The organism is Nocardiopsis xinjiangensis YIM 90004 (assembly GCF_000341145.1).
Classification (GTDB): domain Bacteria; phylum Actinomycetota; class Actinomycetes; order Streptosporangiales; family Streptosporangiaceae; genus Nocardiopsis; species Nocardiopsis xinjiangensis.
The window spans coordinates 110,569-132,677 of sequence record NZ_ANBE01000006.1 but is presented as its reverse complement, the minus strand read 5'-3'; the positions used below and the strand labels follow the sequence as shown (position 1 = coordinate 132,677).

Below are 22,109 nucleotides of genomic sequence, written 5' to 3'. Positions count from 1 at the left end.
TGTCGAGCACAAGAGCCTCTCAGGCTCCAACACCTCGCTGGAACCCGCGCCACTCACCGCGAAGGGCGGCGCCCCTGCCGTCGGCGGCTGAGCGCGTCCACCATGCCGCTGCGCGCCGGCTTGGGAACGTAGTTCTCATCGAAGGGCAACGCTTGTGCCGTCCCCGGGAACCACTCGGGCACCCACGAATGGTGCTCGGCCGCGCCCCAGACCGTCACACCCGGGCAGCGCTCCACCTCCAGGCACGCCTGTACCACCTGCCGGTACTCCTGGCCCTGCTCCTCGATCTGCTCCTGGCCCACGGGCTCGGGGATACGCACATCCAGCTCGGTGACGGCCACATCCAACCCCAGGTCGGTGAAACGCTCCATCTGCTCCACCAGGTCATCGGGCACCTGGCCGTGCAGGAAATGGCTCTGGAACCCGATCCCGTGCAAGGGCACGTCCCGCTCCAACAGGTCCGAGGCCAACTCGTACAACGCATCGGACTTGGCCCCGCCGCCCTCGACGTTGAACTCGTTGATGTAGAGCTCGGCGTCGGGGTCGACCGCGTTGGCCGTCCACAACGCGTGGGCGATGTAGTCCTCGCCCATCGCCTCCAACCACAGGTTCTCCCGCAGCTCGGGCCCGTCGTCCTGGAAGGGCTCGTTGATCACGTCCCAGGCCTGCATCCGGCCCTGGTAACGCCCCAGGAGCGCCTCGGTGTGCTCCTGCAGCACCTCGCGCAGCTCCTCTTCCTCCCACTCGCCTTCGGCCAACCACTCCGGCAGCTGGTTGTGCCAGGTCAGCGTGTGCCCGCGCATCGACATCCCGTGCTCGTCGGCGAAATCCACCAGCGCGTCCGGGCCGCTGAAGTCGAACTCGCCCCGCTCGGGTTGGACCAACGACCACTTCATCGTGTTCTCGGCCGTCATCGACGTGTAGTTGCCCGAGACCACGTCCTGATAGGTGCTGTCCCGAGCCAAGGGATCCACCGCCACCGCGACCCCCAGATCCATCCCCCGGGCATCGGCCAACTGCCGCAGATCACCCTCGGCGTGATCGCTCTCCCGCTCACCCGACCAGGGCACCAACACCAGCGCGGCGCCCACCACCAGCACCACCACACCCACGGCCACCGCTGCCAGAGCCCCGCGACGCCACCACGGCGCCCCCGCTCCACCCTGCTGCCGAGCCACCAACGCACACCCACCTTCACCGGGAAGTCCGCCAACCCCCGCACCGTCAACGTCCGGCACCGCCGCGGCAGCGACACCACCCCGGGAACCGTTCGGCCGACACCCGCGACGCCGCACCGGGCAACCGGTCGAAGAGCACGTCCCATGATGCCCTCGCCCGCCGGACCCGCCCGAGATGCCGCGCCGTCCGCACCTGCGGGTCCGCGCCTCGCAACCGCGCGTGGGCGGTTGCGAGGGCCGAGCCGCCGGAGCCGACGCACAACAGCCGCCCGAGGTGACCAGCGCGCTGTGCCCGGGCCCAGGAGACCGCGTGCGCCGTCCACGACCGGGCCTCGATGCGCGGCCCGCCGAGGAGGTCCCTGCCATGTCCTGTTCGTGATGTCACCGACCCTAGAGCCCAGCACCGGCCCCCGTCCTGCCTCTGGCGACGATGGCCGATGACGGCCACCAGGGAACCGTCCCGTCCCCGCCCCGGACCCGTCCGACCAGCACCGCCGCCACGCTCGGCCCGGATCCCCGCGAGACCCGCGGGCCGACCGGGGCCCACACCGTGGGGGAACCCCCGCCACCACGCCGCACCCGGACCCGGCGCCCTCGGCCGATGACGCGCCCCGCGCCCCCCCCGCTGCGTCCCCGGCACCACGCGCGGTTGGCTACGATCACTGGAGCCGCAGGCAAGACAGACACGGCAGAGTCGGAGGTTGAGGACGTTGGGTCCTTTGGAGAGCAGCGACCCGGAGCGCATCGGCCGGTACCGGTTGATCGGCCGGTTGGGCGCCGGCGGAATGGGTCAGGTGTTCTTCGGACGCTCCGCCGGAGGCCGCGCGGTGGCCGTCAAACGCATCCACCCGCACATGGCCGCCGACGCCTCCTTCCGCGAGCGCTTCGCCCGCGAGGTCAACGCCGCCCGCCAGGTCAGCGGCGCCTTCACCGCACCGGTCATCGACGCCGACCCCGAGGACGAGGTCCCCTGGCTGGTGACCTCCTACGTGCCTTCCCTCCCGCTGGACGATGCGGTCCAGAACCACGGGCCCCTGCCCGAACCCACCGTGCGCGTACTGGCCGCCGGACTGGCCGAGGCCCTGACCGAGATCCACCGCGTGGGACTGATCCACCGCGACCTCAAACCCGGCAACGTCCTGCTGGCCGAGGACGGGCCCCGCGTCATCGACTTCGGCATCGCCCGCGCCACCGACGGCACCGCCGCCACCCAGTCGGTCATCGGCACCCCCGGGTTCATGAGCCCCGAACAGGTCCAGGGCGAGACCATGACCCCCGCCAGCGACCTGTTCGCCTACGGCGCCGTCCTGTCCTACGCAGCCACCGGAGGCGGCCCCTTCGGCGAAGGCAACATGCCCACGATGGTCATGCGCATCATCAGCCACGAACCCGACCTGAGCCGTCTGCCCGAGAACCTGCGCCAACTGGTCGCGGCCTGCCTGGCCAAGGACCCGAACGCACGCCCCACACCCGGCCAGATCCTCGACTACGTCGGCGACGTCCCCGCAGGAACCGCCTGGCTGCCCCCCGCGGTGATGTCCGGGGTGCAGGAACAGGTCGCCCAGGTCAACAAGGCTCTGGCCACCTCCGCCGGCGAGACCGCCGCACACGAGCGCACCCAGCAGGGGATGGGCCCGGGCGGAGCCGCGCTCCTGGGCGGGGCCGCAGGGGCCGCCGCCGGCGCCGCGGCCGCACACGCCCCGGGCGAGGACGCCCGGACCCAGGCCGCGCCCCGAGACGCACAGACCGGCCAGGGCGCCGACGACGCCACCTCGGTCATGGGCCGGTCCCAGCAGGGCCCCCAGGGCACAGCGCCCCTGCCGGCCACCCAACAGCAGAGCCCGCCCACCGCCCAGTACGGGCAGGGGGCCCAGAACCAGGACCCCTACGCGGACCTGTACGGCGAACCGCGCTCACGGACCGGCCGGCAGCAGGGCCGGCAGGACCAGGCCCGCCCACAGCAGGAGCAGCGCCGGCGCCAGGAAGAACAACGCCGACAGCAGGAGGACCAGCGCCGCAGGCAGGAGGAACAACGCGCCCACCGCGAACGCCTGCGCGCCGAACAGGAGGCCACCCGCCGCGCCCAGGCCCAGGCACGCCGCGCCGCACAGCCGGGCCTGTGGAGCTTCGTCAAACTCCTGCCCCTGCTGGTCCTGCCGCTCATCCAGATCCCGCTCGGGTACGGGGCCGCCCTGGCCTGGTCCTGGTTCACCACCGAGACCGACGTGTGGACCGGGACCCCCTCCTACTTCGAGCCGCTGTCCATGGACTCCTTCTGGCACGCCACGATGCTGGGCTACTTCCTGCTCAACAACCTGGTCTCGCTGGAGTACCTGATCCGGTCGCTGCGCACCTCCTACGTGGTGGGATCGGTACTGGCCCTGGCCGTCATCGCCGCCACCAACGGGCTGCTGTACAGCTTCGGCTTCTGGTCCTGACCACGGCCCCACACCGGGTGAAGGGCGGGTCCGGCACACACGGGCCCGCCCTTCACCCGGTCAGGTCCGGGATGACCCGCGGCCCCACCCGGCGCACGTAGTCCCGGAACAATCCCACCGCCGGCGGCTCGTATCCGCCCCCCGAACCCGCCACGGGCCAGACCAACCCGATGGGGCGCTCGGCCTGCCCGTCGGCGATCCCCAGCTCCACCGTCCCCGGCAACGGGCCCTCCGGCCGCGCAGGCAGCACCGACACCCCCAACCCCGCACCCACCAACCCGCGCGCTGTGGCGATGTCGTCGGCCTCGAAGGCCACCCGGGGCGTGAACCCGGCACGCTCACCCAGCCGGTCGGTCAGGTGCCGCACCCCGCGCCCGGGCTTGAGCAGGATGAACTCCTCAGGCACCGCCGCCAACGGCACCTCCGCCGCCCCTGTGGAAACCAGCCGGTGATGCTCGGGCACCACCAACCGCAGCGCCTGGGTGTGCAGCACCGCCGCGGCCAGCCCCGGGGACGAAGGCAGGGGAGAGGTCAGCGCCAGGTCCGCCCGGCCCGCCGAGAGCCGCCGCAGCGACTGCGCCCACGGCTCCTGGCTCAGGGAGAAGCGCACCCCGGGGTGCTCGACCCGGAACCCGCGCAGCAGCGCCGGAACCACCTCCACCCCGAGGGTGGGCAGGAAGGACAGCGCCACCCGGCCCTGCTCACCACCGGTGATCTCCGACACCCCATGGGTCAGGTCCTCCAAGGCACGCTCCACGTGCGGCAACAGCAACCGCCCCGCCCGGGTCAGGCGCACGCCCCGCCCCGTGCGCTCGACCAGCGCCAACCCCAACTCCTCCTGCAGCCGCGCCAAAGACCTGCTCAGAGTGGGCTGGGGCATCCGCAACGACTCGGCCGCCTGGGTGATGTGCTCGGTGCGCGCCACCGCCGTGATCATCCGCAGGCGGGGCACCAACGCCCCCAGAAAACGGTCCACCTCAGGAGAATCCATACGTAACAGTATGCATCAACGGAAAATCATGCATTGGACGTATGAAAACGCGCCTTTCTAGCGTGGAATCATGACCGTGACCAGCACATCCACACCCGACCGAGACTCACGCCCCAGAGCCGGTACCCCGGCCTACCGGCGCACGGTCATCGCCCTGATCGCAGCAGCCGTGGCGACCTTCGCCCAACTGTGGTCGCTCCAACCGATCCTGCCCGCCGTGGCCCAGGGCTTCGACACCACCGCCGCCCAGGCCGCCCTGGCCATCTCCCTGGCCACCGGCGGCATGGCCGGCTTCACCCTTGTCTGGAGCGGCCTGGCCGACCGCCTGGGCCGCGCCCGCGTCATCACCCTGTCCCTGCTCCTGGCCACCCTCGTGGGCTGCGCGGCCCCCTTCGCGAGCGACCTGGTCCTGCTGCTGGCCCTGCGCGCCCTCCAAGGCGCCGCCCTGGGCGGGGTCCCGGCCGCAGCCGTGGCCTACCTGGCCGAGGAGATCCACCCGGCCGACGTGCCCCGCGCCACCGGCCTCTACATCGCCGGCAACCCCCTGGGCGGCATGGGCGGACGCCTGCTTGCCGGCATGGCCGCCGACTACGGCGGCTGGCAGTGGGGCGTGGGCGCCAACACCCTGCTGGGCCTGCTCGCCCTGGCCGTCTTCGTCCTCGTCCTGCCCCGTGCCCGGGCCGGCACCGCCACCTCCCGCACCGACGGCGGCAGGGGAGGGGGCACGGCCTCACGCCTGCGCGCCGCCCTGAACACCCGCGGACTACTGCCCCTGTACGCCCAGGCCCTGCTGCTCATGGGCGCCTTCATGACCGTCTACAACCTGCTGGGTTTCCGCCTGATGGACCACCCCTTCGGGCTGAGCCAGGCCGCCGCCTCCCTGCTGTTCCTGGCCTACACCGCCGGCATGGCCGGTTCGGCCGCGGCCGGGTCCATGACGGTGCGCTGGGGCGGATACACCGTCCTGACAGCGGCCGGCGCGCTGATGGTGGCCGGGACGGCCGCCCTGGCCGCCCCCTTCCTGACGGTGGTGATCGGCGCCCTGCTCGTGCTCACCTTCGCTTTCTTCAGCGCCCACGCCACCGCCTCGGCCTGGGTGGGCACACGGGCCGTACGCGCCCGCTCCCAGGCCATGGCCATCTACACCCTGTGCTACTACCTGGGATCGAGCCTGTTCGGCTGGATGGGTGGTCTGGTCTACGACGCCGTGGGTTGGAACGGGGCCCTGGGTTTCGCGGTCGGCCTGACCGTGCTGGCCGCTCTCATCGCCCTGCGTCTGCGCCGCCTGGACTGAGGCCACAAGCGGCCTTGGGGCTGCGTTGGGCGACAGAGGGGCTGACCGCGGGCAGGGTGGGGAGGACAGAGCCACCCGGTGTAGTTTAAAATTCAACTATATGAGGGGGCCGAGAACCGGCGAGCCCCACGGAAAACGGAGACGACATGGATGTGCGCCCGGCGGGGATCCACCACGTGACCGCCATCGCCAGCGACCCACAGGCCAACGCCGACTTCTACCTCAACGCGTTGGGCATGCGCATGGTCAAACGCACCGTCAACTTCGACTCCCCGGAGACCTACCACTTCTACTACGGCGACCGCGCGGGCAACCCCGGCACCATCATGACCTTCTTTCCCTGGCCCGACGCCCCCAAAGGCCGCATCGGCGCAGGACAGGCCACCACCACGACCTTCTCCGTGCCCGAAGGCTCCCTGGGCTGGTGGGCCCAGCACCTGGCCGCCCTGGACGTGCCCACCAGCCGTCCCACCGAACGCGGCCAGGAGGACGTGCTCACCTTGCGCGACCCCGACGGCCTGCTCATCGAACTCGCCGCCGGCGCCGACCACCACGACACCGAACCCTGGGACGGGGGAGCGGTCCCGCCCCAGCACGCCATCCGCGGTATCCGCTCGGTCACCCTGACCGAGCAGGACGTGGACGGCACCGTCGAGATGCTCCACGGTCAACTCGGCTTCCGTCTGGAGAGCGAGGACCAGGGGCGCCTGCGCTTTCGCACCAATGCCGCCACCGAGGGCGTGGGCACCATCGTCGACGTGCTCGCCCGTCCCCGCGCCGAACGCGGACTGGTCGCCGCCGGCACCGTTCACCACGTCGCCTACCGCGCACCCGACGGTCAGACCCAAGAGTCCTGGCGCCAGAACCTGGCCCAGGACGGGGTCGGTGTGACCGAGATCCGCGACCGCAGCTACTTCACCTCCATCTACTTCCGCGAACCCGGAGGAGTGCTCCTGGAGATCGCCACCGACGGACCCGGGTTCGACTACGACGAGCCCCTGCTGGAGTTGGGCCGCTCCCTGAAACTCCCGCCCTGGTTGGAACCGCGCCGCGAACAGATCGCCGCGTCCCTGCCCGAGCTGCAGGTGCGCTGATGGCTCTGAAGGACTACGAACACGTGTGGGAACCGGCCACCGAGCCCGATGCCCCCACCGTCCTGCTGCTGCACGGCACCGGAGCCGACGAACACGACCTGCTGCCCCTGGGCCGTGCCCTGGCACCCGGCGCGGCGCTGCTGTCCCCGCGCGGCACGGTGGACGAGAACGGCATGAACCGCTGGTTCCGCCGCCTGCGCGAAGGGGTCTTCGACGTCGAGGACCTCATCGAACGCACCGGCGAGCTGGCCACCTGGATCGATGAGGCCACCCAGGCCTACGGTCTGGACCCCGGCCGCATCGTGGTCAGCGGGTTCTCCAACGGTGCCAACACCGGAGCGGCCCTGCTGCTGCTCCACCCCGGCCTGGTCGCCGGCGCCGCTCTCTTCGCGGGTGGGGCACCCCTGCAGGGGCGCGAGCCCGACCCGGTCGATCTGAGTGCCACCTCGGTCTTCCTCGGCTCGGGTGTGGCCGATCCCATCACCACCATCGGCCAGGCCCGCCTGCTGGGCCGGCAGCTGCGTGAGCGCGGAGCGCGCTTGAGCGAACGCGAGCACCCGGGAGGCCACCAGTTGGCCCCCGATGTCCTGGCAGAGGCACGTTCCTGGTTCTCCGCCTCCGGCTTCTGAGCCTTCTCGGGCGGTGGTGACGTCCCTTGGTCCCGGACGTCACCACCGCCCTGCATCCCTATTTGAATCTACATCGTAAAAGCGACATTTCTGTGTAATCTCCTCTCGACAGAACACACCCCACCTCTGGCACCCCCGCCAGGAAAGAACCCATGATCCTCTCACTCCCGTCCCCGGGGCGGTGACCCATGGAACCCGAGATCCTCGGACTCCTGCTCACCGTCGCCCTCGCCGCCGGCTGGATCGACGCCGTCGTCGGGGGAGGAGGGCTCCTGCTCCTGCCCGCCCTCCTGGTGGGCGCACCCAACGCGCCCCTGGCCACCCTCCTGGGCACCAACAAACTCGCCTCGGTATTCGGCACCACCTCGGCCGCCCTCACCTACGCCCGCAAAGTCAGGATCCAGCTGCGCGTCGTCGTTCCCACGGCCCTGCTCGCCCTGGTCGGATCCGGCCTCGGCGCGGGCCTGGCCACAGCACTGACCAGCGAAGTCCTGGAGCCCATCATCATGGTCGTGCTCGCCGGTGTGGCCCTGATGGTCTACTTCCGCCCCACCATGGGTGCCGCCTCCGACCCCGGCCTGCGCACCCGCAACCGCCTGTTGGCCACCATCGCGCTGGCCGGTCTGGGCATCAGTTTCTACGACGGCCTCATCGGACCCGGCACCGGGGTCTTCCTCATCATCGCCCTCACCGCCGTCCTGGGCCTGGACTTCGTCACCGCCTCCGCCTCGGCCAAGATCGTCAACGCCTGTACCAACCTCGGTGCTCTCGCCGTCTTCGCCGTAGGCGGCCATGTCGACTGGCTCCTGGGGTTGACCTTGGCCGTGTGCACCATCCTGGGTGCCCAGATCGGTGCTCGCAGCGCACTCAAACGCGGTAGCGGCTTCGTGCGCGCCGTCCTGCTCGTCGTCGTGCTCGCCCTGCTCCTGCGCATGGGCTGGGACCTGTTCGCCTGAGCCCTTGTCGGGTAACAGGAACGGCAGTTGAGAAGGCAAATACGTCCGAATCTCTTGAACCCTCACCGGCCAGGGAGAGTCAGAACGAAACTTCAGCCTCCGAATCATCGGATGGTCGAGGCGATCTTCCCGACCCCCGGACGAGGGCGGGTCCCCCGTGGAATGATCGGGGCCCGAAGCATCCGAGCGAGGAGTTGGTTGCCCTGGCACTGCACATCTGTTCCCTCATCCGCGACCTCGACCAGAGTGTGCCCGCCGACGGCGATTACCACGTCGTGCGGTTCCCCTTCGGGGCCGCAGAATCCTCCGACGTCCACGGGATGCATCAGGTCCGCCAACCCGACGGCCACATCATCGAGGGCTGGGACGAGGAGGAGCGCTCCGGGCTCATCTGGCCCTCCGTCGCCGGCTGGGCGAGCCTGATCGCCATGGTTCAGTGGGAGGCGGGCGACTACAGCGAGCTGCGCGACCGTTTCGTGCGCGATCCCCTCGAGCTGGCCGGCGGTGCCGACTCCACCGCCACCGACCACCGTGTCCCCGGCCCCGGTATGCAGTGCTTCACCAAGCACCACGAGATCTTCGTGGACCCGGACACACCTCTGGCGTTGATGGTGGCCCACAACGACGACGCCGGCGGCCGCCTGGTGCACGCTCAGTTCAAGCTCGCCATCGACGACGACATCGCCTGACCCGGCCGCGGGACCCGCTCGAAACCGACCGGGCCCCGGTGGCCCCCTGGCCGTTGCGCCTCAGATCTCGCGGATGCGTTCCAGAACCAGCCGCAGCGTGTCCAGGCTCGGCCGCTCGTTCGGAGGCCCGGCCTCGCGCACCATCAACAGGCCCTGGTCCAACAGATCCGACATCAGGATCCGCGCCACACCCAACGGCAGAGCGGACCGTGCCGCCACTTCCGCCACGGGAAGCGGATACACGCACATCGCCAGGATCTCGCGCAGTTCGGTCTCCACCTGCGGTTCCTCCACCGCCGGTACAGACACCACCTGTGCGGCCAGGGACAGATCCGACCGTGAGGGGCGGGTGCGCCCGTCCGTCAACGAGTAGGGCCGGATCACATTCATCTCGGGGCCCGGTTCCTGGGGCCACAGGGGGCGGCTCACCGGGCGGCTGCCCTGGCAGGGGAGGGAAGGGCCGGGGCGGACGCGCTCTCGGAAGGCAGAGGGGTTCTGGGGCGCTCGTGGGACATGGTCTCGCTTCCAGGGGGGAGAGAGAAGCGGCGGGAACGGGGCGTCCCCGCCTGAGGTGACCGGGGTCTCCCAGAGTGAACAGTCGCAGAACCCGAACACGCAAGACCTACAGGGCGCGGCAGGGGTCGAGGTGGAGCATCATCCCAGGCGGGAGGGGGTGGGGCCGAGTTCGGCCAGTTTAAAATCTACAACGTAAAGGAGCTCTGGCTTTTCCAGAGAAAAGCAACACCACCACAATCGCGCGGCTACGCCGCACCAATTACAAGGGGTTCACGTTGCACACGGGACCCTTCGATACCCGTTGGGTAGGACAGCGCACGGCTGACCACACACGAGGGGAGAGGTTCCCGTGGAACTCACCGACGCACAGATCGACGAAGGCCTGGGGCGGCTCCAGGATTGGGAACGCGACGATTCGGCCCCCGTCATCCGACGTACCGTTCGGCTCCCGGGGTTCACCCAGGCCATCGCCCTGGTCGACGACATCGCGCAGGCCGCGGAGCAGGCCGACCACCATCCCGCCATCGACATCCGCTTCAACAAGGTCCACCTGGCTCTGAGCACCCACTCCGAGGGCGCTCTGACCGAGAAGGACCTGTCCCTGGCCGCCCGCATCGACGAGCTCGTGCCCGGCCACGAACGCTGACCCGCCGGCGGGCCCGGGGGAGCGGTGTCAACGCAACCGGGCCCGCCGCATCTTGCCCGAGGCGGTACGCGGCAGCTCCGCCACGAATTCGACCTCTGCGGGCGCCGCGTGCGGGGCGAACCGCGAGCGCACCCACTCACGCAGCTCCTCGGCCAATGTGTCGCCGGCCTCGAACCCGTTCGCCGGCACGATGCGGGCTCCGACCAGCTGCCCGGCGATCTCGTCGGGCAGCGAGTAGACCCCGCACTCATCCACCGCCGGATGCTCGTTGAGCACCGATTCCACCTCCGCGGGCCCGATCCGGTACCCGTGCGTGAGGATCGCCCCGTCGTCGCGCGTGGAGAAGTGCAGCCGCCCCTCACGGTCCAGGATCCCGGTGTCGCCCGTCAGGTAGTAGTCACCCTCGGGGGTGAAGCGCACTTGCGAGGCCGCCTCGTTGTCCAGGTATCCGGTGAACCACGCCAACGGGCTCTCCGCCAGGTCCACCCCCACACGTCCGTAGGCGCCCACCGGAGCGGGCTCGTCGCTGATGGCCTCCAGTACACGCATCCGCCACCCCGGTAGCGATCCGCCGACCGCCCCCGGGGCCAGGGGCTGGTCCTGCTCCCCGGTATCGCCGTTGGGTGCCCCCGCGCACCAGCCCAGCTCCGTCTGTCCGTAATGGTCGCGTACCGGAACACCGAACATGTCGGCGGCCCATGCGATGACCTCGGGGGAGAGCTGCTCACCGGCGCTGGAGAGGCGCTGGACCATGACCTCGGGTGGCAGGGTCTTGGTGGCCGCCCTCAGTGTCCGGTAGGTGGTGGGGTCGGTGGCCAGGTTGGTGACCTGGTACATGCCCAGCACGTCCAGGGTCAGTTCGGGGTCGAAGAAGCCTGCCCGCAGTGCCAGGGATCCGTGTCCGGCCAGCAACGGCGAGATGAGGCCGTGGTAGAGGCCGTAGGCGCTGCCGGGGTCGGAGGTGTTCCAGTAGACGTCCTCGTCCTCCACCCCCAGGCCGTAGTGGTGGTAGGAGTGCATCGCCGCCAGGGCTCGGGCGGGAACGACCACGCCTCGGGGTGGTCCGGCGAGTCCGGACACGAACGCCACGGCGATGGTGCCTGAGCCGCCGACGGCGACCTCGGGGGCGGGGCCGGTGCCGCGTCGGGAGAGTTCGTTCAGGGTGTGGTCGCCGTCGCGGGTGGGTTCGGGGCCCACGGTCGCGATCTGCCAGGTGGGGTGGTCTGTGGTGTTGGGGTGGGGGTCGAGTTTGCCGCGGTGCTCGTCCAGGCACACGACCAGGCGGGCGTTGGATCCCAGGAGGCGGTCGTTGACGGCGGAGGGGGCGAAGGAGGACAGCAGGGGAACGAGGACCCCGCCCAGGCGCCACACGGCCAGGGCGGTCACGGTGAGGTCGATGCCTTTGGGCAGGAGGGTGGCCACGCGGTCGCCGTGGCCGATGCCGAGGTCGGCCAGGCCGGTGGCGAGGGCGCGGGAGCGTTCGGTGAGCTCTCCGAAGGTGAGGGTGGTGGGGGCGAGGGTGGGGCCGACCTCGGTGATGGCGGTGGTGTGGGGTTCGTGGCGGTCGCAGAGCAGGTGGGCCACTGACGTGGTGGGGGTGTCGTAGGTGGCGAGCCAGTCGGCCACGCGCTGTGCGGGGTCGGGCATCGGTGGTGGTCCTCGTTCTGGGTGGTTGGTGGGTCGGGGCCGTGTACGTCAACACTATGCCCAATTGTGAGGGTGACCTCACTCGCGTGGGTGGTTGACGTGGTTGGAGGATGGGGGCATGGAGAGCAGCGTTGTGGTGGAACGGTTCGGTCTGGGTCCGGATGTGGGGGAGTGGTTGGCCGAGGCGGAGCGGTTGCCGGTTCCGGAGTGGCCTTTGCGGGTGCCTACGGGTGCGGAGGCGGCCGCTGTGTTGGACATGTTCGGGTTGGCGGAGCGGGATCGTGCCGAGGTGGAGGCGTTGTGGCCGGGTGATGCCGGTGGGGGCCGTGGGGGGTCTGTTGGGGAGTGGTCGCCGGAGCTGTGGCACGTGGTGGAGTGCATGTATCGGCGGTTGTGGGCGGATGTGGAGCTGCCGGTGGGGGAGTTTCGGGTGTGGCCGACGTTGGTGGGGGTCGGGGATCGGCGTGTGCGGGTGGCGTCTTTGTGGGCGTTCGCGGCGATGGTGCCGGCGCAGTTGGCGGTTCAGGCGCGGTGGGGGGTTCCGCGTTCGGTGACGGTGGCGACGTTGGCGGATGTGGGGGTGCAGGTGGCGCGGTCGCGTCGGATGTGGGGGTGGTTGTCGTTGGAGACGTCGGGGTGGGTGGCTGTGCAGTTTCGGGGGCGTTTGTTCTGGGTGGGGGCGTTGCAGTTGGAGCCTGCGCGGTTGGTGTGTGAGGCGGGGGTGGAGTGGTATGGGCCGCGGGAGGCGGCCGGGTTGGGTGCGGGGATGGGTGTGGGGGATCCGGTGTTGCGGTTGCACATTCCGTCGGGTGGGTTGGATCCGGCGGGTGTGGAGGAGTCGTTGGGGCGTGCGGGGGCTTTTGCGCGGGAGTGTTTGGGGTTGGATCCGGTGGTGGCTACGTGTACGTCGTGGTTGTTGGATCCGCAGTGGGCCGAGGTGTTGGGGGAGGGTTCCAACATCGTGGCGTTTCAGCGTCGGTTCACGTTGGTGGGTGAGGGGCGTGCGGGGGAGGCGGATGTGTTTCGGTTCGTGTTTGGGATGTCGGAGGTGGATGTGGGGCGTGCTCCGCGTGGGACGCGGTTGGAGCGTGCGGTGGTGGATCGGTTGGAGCGGGGTGGTCGGTGGTGGGTGAGGACGGGTTGGGTGCGGTTGTCGTAGGTGTGTTGTGGTTCGGGTGTTATCGGGTGGTGGCGGGTTGGGTGTGGTGGCCGTTGCCGTGGCAGTCGGGGCAGGGGCGTCTGGCGAGGGCTTGTCCCATGTCGCGGTGGGCGTGGAGGTCCACGCGTGTTCCGCTGCCCAGGCAGGAGCGGCACATGAGGTGGATGAGCATAGGGGGCAGCATAGGCAGGTGCGGGGTGGGGGTGTGAGTGTTTTGGTCGGGGTTGTGATGGGTGGGTGAGGTTTTGGGTTGGTGTTGGTGTGGTGGTGGGTGTGGTGCTGGGTGGCCTGTGGGGTAGGGGTTGTGGTGTCTTTGATCCGCTTTACTTGACATAATGTGCATTATCGGCGTTGTGTGTGGGCTGGGAGAAGGGGTGGGCGGCTGCTGGGCCCGCGCGTTCTGTGCGTGTTGTTGCTCTGTGGGCCGCTGTGGCGCGGGCGGGCCGTGTGGGAGGCTGCGCGCTCTCGTGTGTTCGGCTCGGTGGCCCGTTGGGGTTCGTGGCTGTCTGTTGTGTGGCTCTGTGTGTTCTGTGGGCGCTGATCGGCTGGTTCGGTGTGCCTGGTGTTTCCGCAGGTCTTGTGGGGTTCTTGTGTTCTGGCCTGCGGGTTCTGTGGGGATGCGTCCTGGCGTGTGGGTGTGCGTCTCTTGTGGCCTGAGGGGTGGTGTTGGTGGAAGGTGTGTGCGGGCTTCCGGTCCTCTGCGCCGGGCGACTCCTAGCCCCTAGCCCCTTCTTGTCATGTTTCATGCATAAACTGTGTTATGCATGATTTTGTGAGCTTTGCGGCTGTTTGGGCGTTTCTCGGTGGTGTCGTGACCGCTTCGCCGTGATCGACTCGGCCGGTCGACCTTCTCCCCTGGCCCCTCGGCGCCGGCGTCCTCCCCTGCTCCGTGCATGAGAGAGCCGCCGACGTTCGCTGTGCGCACGACCCGCTCCCCCGGTCTGCTGCTTGCCGGATCTTCCTCGGCCCTCCCCTGCCCCGTTGCCTCAGTTCCAGGCACCCGCCATATGTTCGCTGTGCGAACGCTGTGGGTGCTCCCCCGCCCCGGGTCCGCTCCCCCGCGGTGACCGTTGCGCACACCCCCTCTTCCTGGGCCTGGGGCGCGGCGCGGTCGGGATCTGTGTGCGGGTGGGGCCGGGGCGGGCCGATGGGGGATGCTGTGGGGTATGGGTGTGCAACACGACGAGGACGCAGACGGGTCGGGCCGCCGCGGCGGTGATCGGGTGGTCGATCTGGTGGAGGAGTATTTGCGGGCCCGGGGTGCGGCCAAGCCCTCGGCGCACACGGTGGCGGCCTACCGGCGGGATCTGCATGCGGTGCTGGGGTGTGTGGCGCGTGTGGTGCAGGTTCGGCCCGAAGAGGTGGAGTTGGGTCGGCTGGAGGTGGTGGTGCTGCGGTCGGCGTTTGCGGAGTTTGCTGCTGAGCGGGCTGCTTCGAGTGTGGTGCGGGCGTGGTCGACGTGGAACGGGTTCTTTCGGTTCTGGGTGGCTGAGCAGGTGTTGGCGGGCAATCCGATGTCGGCGGTGCCGCGGCCGAGGGTGCGTTCGGCGGCTCCGAAGCCGTTGCGGGGTGAGGACACCCCGGAGCAGTTGTTGCGGGCTCTGGCGCAGGGGGCGCGTAAGGCGCGGGATCCGTGGCCGGAGCGGGATCTGGCGGTGTTGGCGTTGGCGTTGCTGACGGGGATGCGGTCGGCGGAGATGCTGTCGTTGCGGGTGGATGCGGTCAGTGGTCGGCCCGGGGAGCGTCGGGTTCGGGTGGTGGGTAAGGGCGGCTCGGAGCGGGTGTTGCCGATCGAGGGGCCGTTGGAGGCTTTGTTGGAGGCGTATCTGGTCTCGCGGCGTGGGCGGTTCGGGCGTGCGGTGCGTGATGAGGAGGCGTTGTTGGTGGACAACCGTGGCCGGGGGTTGCGGCGCGGGGGTCTGCAGTATTTGGTGCAGCAGTGTTATCGGCATGCGGGGGTGGGTGATCGGGTGGCGCGGGGCACGTTGGTGCACGCGTTGCGGCACACTTTCGCGACGCGGTTGGCCGAGGACGGGGCTTCGGTCACCGAGATCATGCATTTGTTGGGGCATGCGTCGGTGTCTTCGTCGCAGGCTTATATCGAGGTGAGTGAGGGGGCGCGGCGTGAGGCGGCTTCGGTGAACCGTACTTATGGGGTGTTGCGGGAGTTGGCTGCTGATGAGTAGAGCGGGTGTGGGTGAGGTCTGGGTGGGTGAGGTCCTAGTCTTTGGTGTGTGAGGCGCATCGAGATTTCCACTGTCAATGTCAATGGGCTGCGTGCGGCGGCCAAGAAGGATCCGGGGTTCGTGGACTGGTTGGCCGGCACGGGCGCTGATGTGGTGTGTGTTCAGGAGAGTCGTGCGTTGGCTGGGCAGTTGTCGGCTGAGGTGTTGTCTCCTGAGGGGTGGCATGTGCAGTTGTGTCCGGCTGCTGCGAAGGGGCGTGCGGGGGTGGCGGTGTATTCACGCCGTGAGCCCGATGCGGTGCGTGTGGGTTTTGGTGTGAGTGAGTTCGCTGATGCGGGTCGGTATGTGGAGGTGGACCTGGGGTCGGTGACGGTGGCGAGTTTGTATCTGCCTTCGGGTGAGGTGGGTACGCCGCGTCAGGAGGAGAAGGAGCGTTTCATGGAGGCGTTCCTGCCTTATGTGGTGGGGGCTTCGGCGGAGGCGTGTGCGCGGGGGCGTGAGTTGGTGGTGTGTGGGGATTGGAATATTGCTCACACGGAGGCTGATCTGAAGAATTGGCGCGGTAATCGTAAGAATTCAGGGTTTTTGCCGGAGGAGCGCGCGTGGTTGGGGCGGGTGTTGGAGCGGGCCGGGTTGGTTGATGTGGTGCGGGGGTTGTATCCGGATCAGGTGGGCCCGTATTCGTGGTGGTCTTATCGGGGGCGGGCTTTCGATAATGATGCGGGTTGGCGGATTGATTATCAGATGGCTACGGCGGGGTTGGCTCGGGGTGCGGTGTCGGCTCGCGTGGAGCGTGCGGCCGAGCACGGGTCGCGGTGGTCCGATCATGCTCCGGTGACGGTGCGTTATGAGTTGGAGGGGGCGTGATGGGCGTTCCGATCGTTCTGGTGCACGGGTTGCGGTTGTCGTCGAGTATGTGGCGGCCGCAGGTGGAGTTGTTGGCTTCTGAGGGGCGGCGTGTGGTGGCGCCGGATCTGCCTGGGCATGGTTCGCGGCGGGGTGAGGAGTTCTCGCTGGGTGGGGCGGTCGATGCGGTCCTGGGTGCGATCGATGGTGTGGGCGGTCGGGCGTTGTTGTGTGGGTTGAGTTTGGGCGGGTTCATTTCGATTGCTGCTGCTGGTGCGTCTTCGGGGCGGGTGGCGGGGTTGGTGGCGGCCAGTTGTACGGCCAGGCCGGCTCAGGCGTTGGCGCAGGTGTATCGGATTCCGTCGGTGTTGATGGATCGGTTGCCGGATCGGGGTGCGGCGGTCAATGAGCGTTTTCATCGGTTGACGTTGCGTGATGGTGCGGCGGAGGCGGTGTTGGACGGTGGTTTGGCTGTGGAGGCGGCTACTGCGGTCATTGATCAGGTTCAGGGGTTGGATACGTTGTCGGCTTTGGCTTCGTATGAGGGTCCGGTGTGGTTGGTCAACGGGGCGCGTGATCATTTCCGGATTCATGAGAAGAAGTTTTTTGATGCGTGTGCTGACGGGCGTTTGGTGAATGTTCCGCGGGCGGGGCACATGGTGAGTTTGGATCAGCCGGCGAATTTTTCGCGGATCGTGGCGGATGCGGCTGATGTGGTGTCGGTGCGTGAGGGGGTTCGGGAGCGTGGGCGGCGGTTGGGTCCGGGTGCTGAGAGCTCGTGAGGGTGTGTTCTCTGGGCCCTGGTCCCTTTTTTGTGGGTGGGGGTCAGGTGTTGTCGGGGCGTTGGGGTGGGGTGTTGAGGCTGTAGCCGGGGCGGGGGCGTTGGGGCATGCGGAAGAAGATCATGGGGTTGGTGGCGCTGGTACGGATGGGTTCGTTCAGGCCCAGTTCGGTTTTGAGGTCGTTGAGGTGTTGGTGGGCGCGGGGTGCGCGGGGGGCTGAGGCGGTGAAGTAGTTGGTGGTGTTGTTGGTGAGCCATTTGAGGACGAAGGCGCCTTCGGTGAAGGGCAGGGCGTAGCGCTGGTGGAAGACGTCGTGGACGCTGATGGGGATGTGGGGGTCGAGCAGGGGCAGCAGGTGGTTGATGTACCAGCGTGCGAACCATCCGTTGTGGGCGGCGTCGAGGAAGAGGTAGTCGGTGTGGGTGGGGATGTGGGCGATCTTGGCTCGTACGTCGCCTTTGGTGAAGGTCCAGCGGTCTTGGGCGAGGTCGTCGGGTACGTGGCGGGGGGCGTGGTCGAGGATGTCGAAGGAGTGGAGGTGGCCGGTGCCGTTGTGGGCTAGGGCGGTGAGGATCCAGGTGGTGGACCAGCCGTAGTAGGTGCCGATCTCGACGACGTTCCGGGGTTGGTGTTCGCGTAGGAGCAGGTAGGTGATTTCTGCTTCGATGTCGTCGAGTTGGGGGGTCATGGTGGGGTCGGCGGCCAGGTGGTGGGCGCGCATGTGTTCGCGTGCGCGGGCGAGGTCGTCGCGGTGGGTGCGGTAGAGGGTGGTGATGTGGTCGAGGTTGATGGTGGCGGCCGGGGTGGTGGTCATGCGGGCCTTTCGGGGTCGGGGTGTGCACAAAAACGCGTGCTGAATGTAGCAGTGTGATTGCTTTGTGTAGTGGTGTGGGTGGGGCGTGTCGTGGTAACGGCCGAGGGGCGGGTGTTTGTGTGTGGGGTGATGGGACGTGTGGGGTGTGGGGGCTCATAGGCTTGTGCGGGTGAGCAGGAGTCAGATGCCGCACCAGGATGCGGCCCACAACAATGCAGGTGCGGGGCTGGCGCACAGTCTGCGCCGTCGCCACATGGCCTTGATCGCTATCGGGGGTTCGGTCGGTGCCGGGCTCTTCATCGGGTCGGGGGCGGTGATCCAGACCGCTGGGCCAGCGGCGGTGTTGTCCTATGCGTTGGCGGGGGCGCTGGTTTTCTTCACCTTGCGGGCGCTGGGTGAGATGGTGGTGTCCGTTCCCACCGGGGGTTCCTTCTCCGACCATGCCCGGTTGGCGTTCGGGCCGCGGGGCGGTTTTGCCATCGGTTGGTTGTACTGGTGGATGTATGCGGTGCTGGTGGCGGCCGAGTCGACGGCCGGTGCGGCGATCCTGGCCCAGTGGGTGGCTCTGCCCGGGTGGATGCTGGCTCTGTTGGTGCTGGTGTCGATGACGGTGGCCAATCTGATCTCGGTGCGGGTCTTCGCTGAGACCGAGTCGTTCTTCTCCCTGGTCAAGGTCGCCACGATCGTGGCGTTCTTGTTGGTGGGGGTGTTGTGGTCGCTGGGTTTGTGGTCGGGTTCGGATGCGCCGGGTCTGTCCCATCTGTTTGCTCAGGGCGGGTTCGTGCCCCAGGGGTGGGTGGCGGTCCTGGCTGCGACCGTGGTGGTGCTCTTTTCTTTCGGTGGCGTGGAGATCATCACGGTGGCTGCGGGAGAGAGTACCGAGCCCGAGCGGGGTGTGGCCTCGGCTGTGACCAATGTGTTGTGGCGGATCGGGTTGTTCTACGTGGCCTCGATCCTGGTGGTGGTGATGGTGCTGCCCTGGCAGAGCGTGGAGCCGGGTTACAGCCCCTTCGTTGCGGTGATGGACCGGGTGGGGATCCCGGGGGCCTCGCTCATCATGGAGATCGTGGTTTTCGTCGCGGTGTTGAGTGTGTTGAACGCGGCGATGTACACCTCTTCGCGGATGTTGTTCATGCTCACCCGTCAGGGGGATGCCCCCCGGGTGTTTCGGGGTACCAGCCGGCGTGGTGTGCCGGTGCGGGCGATCTTGCTGGGCACCGTGGTGGGGTATGTGGCCGTGGTGGTGGAGTATGCGTTCCCCGATGAGGTCTTTCCGTTCCTGGTCTCCTCGATCGGTGCGATTCTGCTGGTGTTGTTCATCACCATTTGTGCGTCGCAGTTGGTGTTGGGTGCGCGGGTGCGCCGGTTGCAGCCCCACCGGTTGACGCTGCGCATGTGGGCGTTTCCGTACTTGACCTGGGTGGTGTTGGCCGGGCTGGTGACCATCGGTGTGGCCATGGCTGTCATCCCTGATCAGCGTCAGGCGTTGGGGGCGACGTTGGGGTCGGTGGCCGTGGTTCTACTCGCTTATGAGCTGCGGCGCCGTCTGGGTGGGGGTGAGCCCAGTGCGGTGGCGCTGCCGGTGCCTGAGCGGGCCGGTACTGATGCGTTGCGCCGGGGGGCCGACCCTGAGGAGGCCCGTCGGCAGAACCGGAACCAGGGCCAGGGTGGTAGCGGCTCTGGGCAGGAGGGCGCGGGCCCGGGGTGAGTGTGCTCGGGTGAGCGTTGAGGGGGCGGCCGGGGCGCCCCCTTTTTTTGTGGGCGGGGGGTTATTCGGTGGGGGCCTGGAAGAGGGTGAGGTAGGTGCTCTTGTTGAAGAGGTGGGCGCTCTCGCGGGCGGTGGGGGTGCCGGCGTCGGGGTCGGCGCCGTGGTGGGTGAGTAGGGCCACGAGGTCGCTCTGGCCTTGGAAGACGGCGGCGGCCAGGGGGGATCGGCCGTGGTCGTTGAGGCGGTCCAGGTCGGCGCCGTGGGTGATGAGGGTGGCTACGGTTTCGGGGTGGCCGTGGTGGGCGGCGAGCATGAGCAGGGTGTCGCCCTGGTCGTTGGTGAGGTTGACCGGCAGTCCGGCGCGCAGGTACTGGTCCAGGGTTTGGGCCTGGCCTTGGCGTGCGTGGTCGAACATGCGGGTGGCCAGTTCGACGATGTCGGGCGTGTGGTCGGGTTGTTGGTTGCTCACGGGGTGAGCCTAGCGGCCTTGGCGAGTTGGGGCGGTGGGCGCGTGGGTTGCCTGTTTTGTGGCATGTGTTGCTCTCATCGGTTTTGTCGCTAGGGTGCTGCGCAACCCCTGAGAGGAGCTCCCCGTGCGACATGTTGTCGGCTTCTTGTCCGGACTGCTGTTGGGACCGTTGTTGGTCCTGATTGCCGGCTGGGCGTTCTCCCACTTGAGGAACCTGCATGCCAACGACGGTTCTGTGTTGGCCGGTTCAGGGCCTTTGGCTCTGTCCGGGTTGGCGGCCGCTGGTCTGATCCTGGCTCTGGTGGCCGTTCCGTCCCGCTTGACGCCCATGTTGGCTTTCGGTACCGCTTTGACGATGGGCGGGGCCAGCGCTGTGGCGGTGGTGCGGATGCATCTTTTGGAACGTTTGCCGATGGTTCCTGGCGCCGAGGGTGCGATGGTGCTGTTGCCGTTGGGTGTGTTCGTGCCCGTGGTGATGGTGTTGTTGGCGCCGTTGTTCGTGGGAACGCGGTGGAGGGGCCGTGAGAAGGGCGAGGTCAGTGAGGAGGAGTACTTCGAGGGCCTGTATGGGCAGGATCCTTCGGAGGATGGGCCCAAGCACCGGTATTGACCGGTGGGGCCTGGGCGGTCCCGGGTCTGGTTCCTGTGCCGGGGCCGGGCCCGGGACCGTGGTGTTTCAGTGCCGCCAGGTGGGGCCCCAGGAGTGGCTGCGTGAGACTTCCGGGGGCAGGGGCGGCAGTCCCAGGGCGGGGTGGGGGCGGCGCCGGCCCTGAGTGGGGGCGGCGGGTTGGGCGAGGGGCGCGGACCCGGACCCGGGGCCGGTGTCCGCGGTGGTCTCGGGTGCAGGTTGCGGCGTGCTCTCGGGCGCGGGATGGGCCGTTGCGGGCCGTGCGGGGGGTGTGCTCAGGTCGGCGGTGGTGAGCGGTTCGGGCAGGGGCGCCTGCTCCGGCTCCTGGTGGGGCAGGGCGGGTTCGGCCGGGGCGATGTGTTTCCACCACAGTTGGGTTTCTGCGTGGTCCAGTTCGCTGTCCACGACCAGCCAGCCGTGGACGTGGCGGTGGCGGCGTCCGGCGTTCCAGGAGCGCGGGTAGGGCTGGGGGTCCAGGATCAGGACGCGTTCGCCTTCGACGGTGGGGATCTCGGCGGGCATGCCTTCGTTCCAGACCCAGGTGCCGTCGTGGGCGAGAAGGTTCCACCAGCCCCAGACGGTTCGTGCGTCGGGGTCGGTGGGGCCGTCGCGGAAGGAGGCGACCCAGCGGGGGTCGGGTTCTGGGCCGCTGAGGCCTTGGCGGTTCGGGCCGATGAGGGCGTGGGCGAGCAGGGTGTGGAGTTGGAAGTTGTCGCCGATGCCGTCGAAGAGGACGCGGAAGGCGCGGCCGGTGGTGCGGTGCAGGACCAGGGCGGAGGTGGCTTCGCTCATGCGCAGGAGGGCGCGGATGTCGTCGAAGTCGGCCAGGTGGGGGCTGAGTTGGTTGGCCAGGGCCATGAGGTTGGCGTGCAGGGCGGGGGTGCGGCGCAGGTGGGCGCGGACGCTGGGTTCGCTGAGCATGGTGCGTGCGGCCAGGGTGTGGCGGCCCAGGGTCCACCAGCTCATGGTGGCGGTGGGGGCGGTGTGGGGGCCCAGGTGGGTGGCGACGCGGGTTTCGGCGTCGGCGGTGGTGTGGTCGGGTGCGGGTGGGGTGTCCTCGCCGGTGTGGTTCCAGGCGTGGAGGAAGGTGAGGGCGTCTTGGCCGACGGTGTGTAGTAGGTGGAGGATGTGGGGGCCGGTGGGGCCGGGGTCGGTGCCGAGTTCGACGAGGGCGCCTGCCAGGACGGACAGGTCGGCGGTGATGCCGGGGGCCAGGTGTGTGGTTCGGAGCAGGGTGGTGAGGGCTTCGAGGGCGAGTTCGCGTTCGTTGGTGGGTACGTGGGCGGCTTGGGTGTGGACGCGGTGGAGGGCGTCTGGGAAGTGGTGGGGGTCTGCTGCGGCTGAGGCGTCGATGAGTTGTTGGAATGCGGTGCGGAATTGTTCGACCATACGTCCGTCCCCTTTCTCCCCTTACTAACTTAATGTGTCGCTGGGGTGGG

20 protein-coding genes are annotated in these 22,109 nt (G+C 68.8%); 13 read left to right on the top strand and 7 right to left on the bottom strand.

Features of this window, described 5'->3' with window-relative positions:
- Positions 1 to 53 precede the first annotated feature (53 nt).
- Positions 54 to 1,118 carry an endo-1,4-beta-xylanase gene (locus D473_RS0103820; protein ID WP_017607767.1) on the bottom strand — a complete coding sequence of 355 codons (1,065 nt, stop codon included), beginning with the start codon at positions 1,116 to 1,118 and terminating at the stop codon, positions 54 to 56.
- A 761-nt stretch (positions 1,119 to 1,879) separates the two neighbouring features.
- Between D473_RS0103820 and D473_RS0103815 the strand changes: the two genes are divergently transcribed.
- Entirely contained in the window at positions 1,880 to 3,616 is a 1,737-nt protein-coding gene (locus D473_RS0103815; protein ID WP_241474700.1) for a serine/threonine-protein kinase, read from the top strand.
- 52 nt (positions 3,617 to 3,668) lie between these two features.
- Here the strand turns inward: D473_RS0103815 and D473_RS0103810 are convergent, their stop codons facing one another.
- The gene (locus D473_RS0103810; RefSeq protein ID WP_017607766.1) at positions 3,669 to 4,607 is read right to left on the bottom strand and encodes a LysR family transcriptional regulator; all 939 of its coding nucleotides are present in this window, start codon (positions 4,605 to 4,607) and stop codon (positions 3,669 to 3,671) included.
- Positions 4,608 to 4,677: 70 nt separating this feature from the next.
- Between D473_RS0103810 and D473_RS0103805 the strand changes: the two genes are divergently transcribed.
- The 5 genes from D473_RS0103805 to D473_RS0103785 all read left to right on the top strand — a co-directional run bounded on the left by D473_RS0103805 (position 4,678) and on the right by D473_RS0103785 (position 9,269).
- Positions 4,678 to 5,901: an MFS transporter gene (locus tag D473_RS0103805; protein ID WP_017607765.1), complete on the top strand. Its 1,224-nt coding sequence runs from the start codon at positions 4,678 to 4,680 to the stop codon at positions 5,899 to 5,901.
- A 146-nt stretch (positions 5,902 to 6,047) separates the two neighbouring features.
- Positions 6,048 to 6,995, top strand: coding sequence for a ring-cleaving dioxygenase (locus D473_RS0103800; protein WP_017607764.1), 948 nt, complete (start codon positions 6,048 to 6,050; stop codon positions 6,993 to 6,995).
- Positions 6,995 to 7,624, top strand: a complete 630-nt coding sequence (locus D473_RS0103795; protein WP_017607763.1) for an alpha/beta hydrolase — start codon at positions 6,995 to 6,997, stop codon at positions 7,622 to 7,624. Before D473_RS0103800 ends, D473_RS0103795 begins: the two co-directional genes overlap by 1 nt.
- 188 nt (positions 7,625 to 7,812) lie before the next feature.
- On the top strand, positions 7,813 to 8,580 hold the full coding sequence (locus D473_RS0103790) for a sulfite exporter TauE/SafE family protein (protein ID WP_017607762.1): 768 nt from the start codon (positions 7,813 to 7,815) through the stop codon (positions 8,578 to 8,580).
- 194 nt (positions 8,581 to 8,774) lie between these two features.
- A complete protein-coding gene (locus D473_RS0103785) occupies positions 8,775 to 9,269 on the top strand; it encodes a hypothetical protein (protein ID WP_017607761.1) in 495 nt (164 codons plus the stop codon).
- 60 nt (positions 9,270 to 9,329) lie between these two features.
- On the opposite strand, the gene D473_RS0103780 is transcribed toward D473_RS0103785, so the two are convergent.
- Entirely contained in the window at positions 9,330 to 9,659 is a 330-nt protein-coding gene (locus tag D473_RS0103780; protein ID WP_017607760.1) for a DUF742 domain-containing protein, read from the bottom strand.
- Between the two features lie 475 nt (positions 9,660 to 10,134).
- Between D473_RS0103780 and D473_RS0103775 the strand changes: the two genes are divergently transcribed.
- Positions 10,135 to 10,431: a 4a-hydroxytetrahydrobiopterin dehydratase gene (locus D473_RS0103775; protein WP_017607759.1), complete on the top strand. Its 297-nt coding sequence runs from the start codon at positions 10,135 to 10,137 to the stop codon at positions 10,429 to 10,431.
- A gap of 27 nt (positions 10,432 to 10,458) precedes the next feature.
- On the opposite strand, the gene D473_RS0103770 is transcribed toward D473_RS0103775, so the two are convergent.
- The gene (locus D473_RS0103770) at positions 10,459 to 12,078 is read right to left on the bottom strand and encodes an AMP-binding protein (RefSeq protein WP_017607758.1); all 1,620 of its coding nucleotides are present in this window, start codon (positions 12,076 to 12,078) and stop codon (positions 10,459 to 10,461) included.
- A 118-nt stretch (positions 12,079 to 12,196) separates the two neighbouring features.
- Between D473_RS0103770 and D473_RS0103765 the strand changes: the two genes are divergently transcribed.
- The 4 genes from D473_RS0103765 (at position 12,197) to D473_RS24135 (ending at position 17,051) form a co-directional block, all read left to right on the top strand.
- The gene (locus D473_RS0103765) at positions 12,197 to 13,237 is read left to right on the top strand and encodes an acyltransferase domain-containing protein (RefSeq protein WP_017607757.1); all 1,041 of its coding nucleotides are present in this window, start codon (positions 12,197 to 12,199) and stop codon (positions 13,235 to 13,237) included.
- 1,166 nt (positions 13,238 to 14,403) lie between these two features.
- Positions 14,404 to 15,423 carry a tyrosine-type recombinase/integrase gene (locus D473_RS0103760; RefSeq protein ID WP_051042952.1) on the top strand — a complete coding sequence of 340 codons (1,020 nt, stop codon included), beginning with the start codon at positions 14,404 to 14,406 and terminating at the stop codon, positions 15,421 to 15,423.
- Positions 15,424 to 15,471: 48 nt separating this feature from the next.
- The gene (locus D473_RS0103755) at positions 15,472 to 16,290 is read left to right on the top strand and encodes an exodeoxyribonuclease III (RefSeq protein ID WP_026126570.1); all 819 of its coding nucleotides are present in this window, start codon (positions 15,472 to 15,474) and stop codon (positions 16,288 to 16,290) included.
- Positions 16,290 to 17,051, top strand: a complete 762-nt coding sequence (locus D473_RS24135) for an alpha/beta fold hydrolase (protein ID WP_017607754.1) — start codon at positions 16,290 to 16,292, stop codon at positions 17,049 to 17,051. Before D473_RS0103755 ends, D473_RS24135 begins: the two co-directional genes overlap by 1 nt.
- A gap of 43 nt (positions 17,052 to 17,094) precedes the next feature.
- Here the strand turns inward: D473_RS24135 and D473_RS0103745 are convergent, their stop codons facing one another.
- Positions 17,095 to 17,865 (bottom strand): class I SAM-dependent methyltransferase, encoded by a 771-nt coding sequence (locus tag D473_RS0103745; protein ID WP_017607753.1) that lies wholly within the window; start codon positions 17,863 to 17,865, stop codon positions 17,095 to 17,097.
- Positions 17,866 to 18,118: 253 nt separating this feature from the next.
- Here D473_RS0103745 and D473_RS0103740 point away from each other — a divergent pair, with 253 nt between their 5' ends.
- Positions 18,119 to 19,573, top strand: coding sequence for an amino acid permease (locus D473_RS0103740; RefSeq protein WP_033352648.1), 1,455 nt, complete (start codon positions 18,119 to 18,121; stop codon positions 19,571 to 19,573).
- A gap of 61 nt (positions 19,574 to 19,634) precedes the next feature.
- On the opposite strand, the gene D473_RS0103735 is transcribed toward D473_RS0103740, so the two are convergent.
- Positions 19,635 to 20,042 carry an ankyrin repeat domain-containing protein gene (locus D473_RS0103735; protein WP_017607751.1) on the bottom strand — a complete coding sequence of 136 codons (408 nt, stop codon included), beginning with the start codon at positions 20,040 to 20,042 and terminating at the stop codon, positions 19,635 to 19,637.
- 124 nt (positions 20,043 to 20,166) lie between these two features.
- Here D473_RS0103735 and D473_RS0103730 point away from each other — a divergent pair, with 124 nt between their 5' ends.
- On the top strand, positions 20,167 to 20,652 hold the full coding sequence (locus D473_RS0103730) for a hypothetical protein (protein ID WP_017607750.1): 486 nt from the start codon (positions 20,167 to 20,169) through the stop codon (positions 20,650 to 20,652).
- 66 nt (positions 20,653 to 20,718) lie between these two features.
- Here the strand turns inward: D473_RS0103730 and D473_RS0103725 are convergent, their stop codons facing one another.
- On the bottom strand, positions 20,719 to 22,059 hold the full coding sequence (locus tag D473_RS0103725) for a hypothetical protein (protein ID WP_017607749.1): 1,341 nt from the start codon (positions 22,057 to 22,059) through the stop codon (positions 20,719 to 20,721).
- Positions 22,060 to 22,109 lie beyond the last annotated feature (50 nt).

What these genes read in the sequence shown, in the direction of transcription:
- D473_RS0103810 (WP_017607766.1), bottom strand. Translation starts at nt 4,607, where the DNA reads ATGGATTCTCCTGAGGTGGACCGTTTTCTGGGGGCGTTGGTGCCCCGC.
- D473_RS0103780 (WP_017607760.1), bottom strand. Translation starts at nt 9,659, where the DNA reads ATGAATGTGATCCGGCCCTACTCGTTGACGGACGGGCGCACCCGCCCC.
- D473_RS0103745 (WP_017607753.1), bottom strand. Translation starts at nt 17,865, where the DNA reads ATGACCACCACCCCGGCCGCCACCATCAACCTCGACCACATCACCACC.
- D473_RS0103795 (WP_017607763.1), top strand. Translation starts at nt 6,995, where the DNA reads ATGGCTCTGAAGGACTACGAACACGTGTGGGAACCGGCCACCGAGCCC.
- D473_RS0103770 (WP_017607758.1), bottom strand. Translation starts at nt 12,078, where the DNA reads ATGCCCGACCCCGCACAGCGCGTGGCCGACTGGCTCGCCACCTACGAC.
- D473_RS0103760 (WP_051042952.1), top strand. Translation starts at nt 14,404, where the DNA reads ATGGGTGTGCAACACGACGAGGACGCAGACGGGTCGGGCCGCCGCGGC.
- D473_RS24135 (WP_017607754.1), top strand. Translation starts at nt 16,290, where the DNA reads ATGGGCGTTCCGATCGTTCTGGTGCACGGGTTGCGGTTGTCGTCGAGT.
- D473_RS0103725 (WP_017607749.1), bottom strand. Translation starts at nt 22,059, where the DNA reads ATGGTCGAACAATTCCGCACCGCATTCCAACAACTCATCGACGCCTCA.
- D473_RS0103800 (WP_017607764.1), top strand. Translation starts at nt 6,048, where the DNA reads ATGGATGTGCGCCCGGCGGGGATCCACCACGTGACCGCCATCGCCAGC.
- D473_RS0103790 (WP_017607762.1), top strand. Translation starts at nt 7,813, where the DNA reads ATGGAACCCGAGATCCTCGGACTCCTGCTCACCGTCGCCCTCGCCGCC.
- D473_RS0103805 (WP_017607765.1), top strand. Translation starts at nt 4,678, where the DNA reads ATGACCGTGACCAGCACATCCACACCCGACCGAGACTCACGCCCCAGA.
- D473_RS0103740 (WP_033352648.1), top strand. Translation starts at nt 18,119, where the DNA reads ATGGCCTTGATCGCTATCGGGGGTTCGGTCGGTGCCGGGCTCTTCATC.
- D473_RS0103765 (WP_017607757.1), top strand. Translation starts at nt 12,197, where the DNA reads ATGGAGAGCAGCGTTGTGGTGGAACGGTTCGGTCTGGGTCCGGATGTG.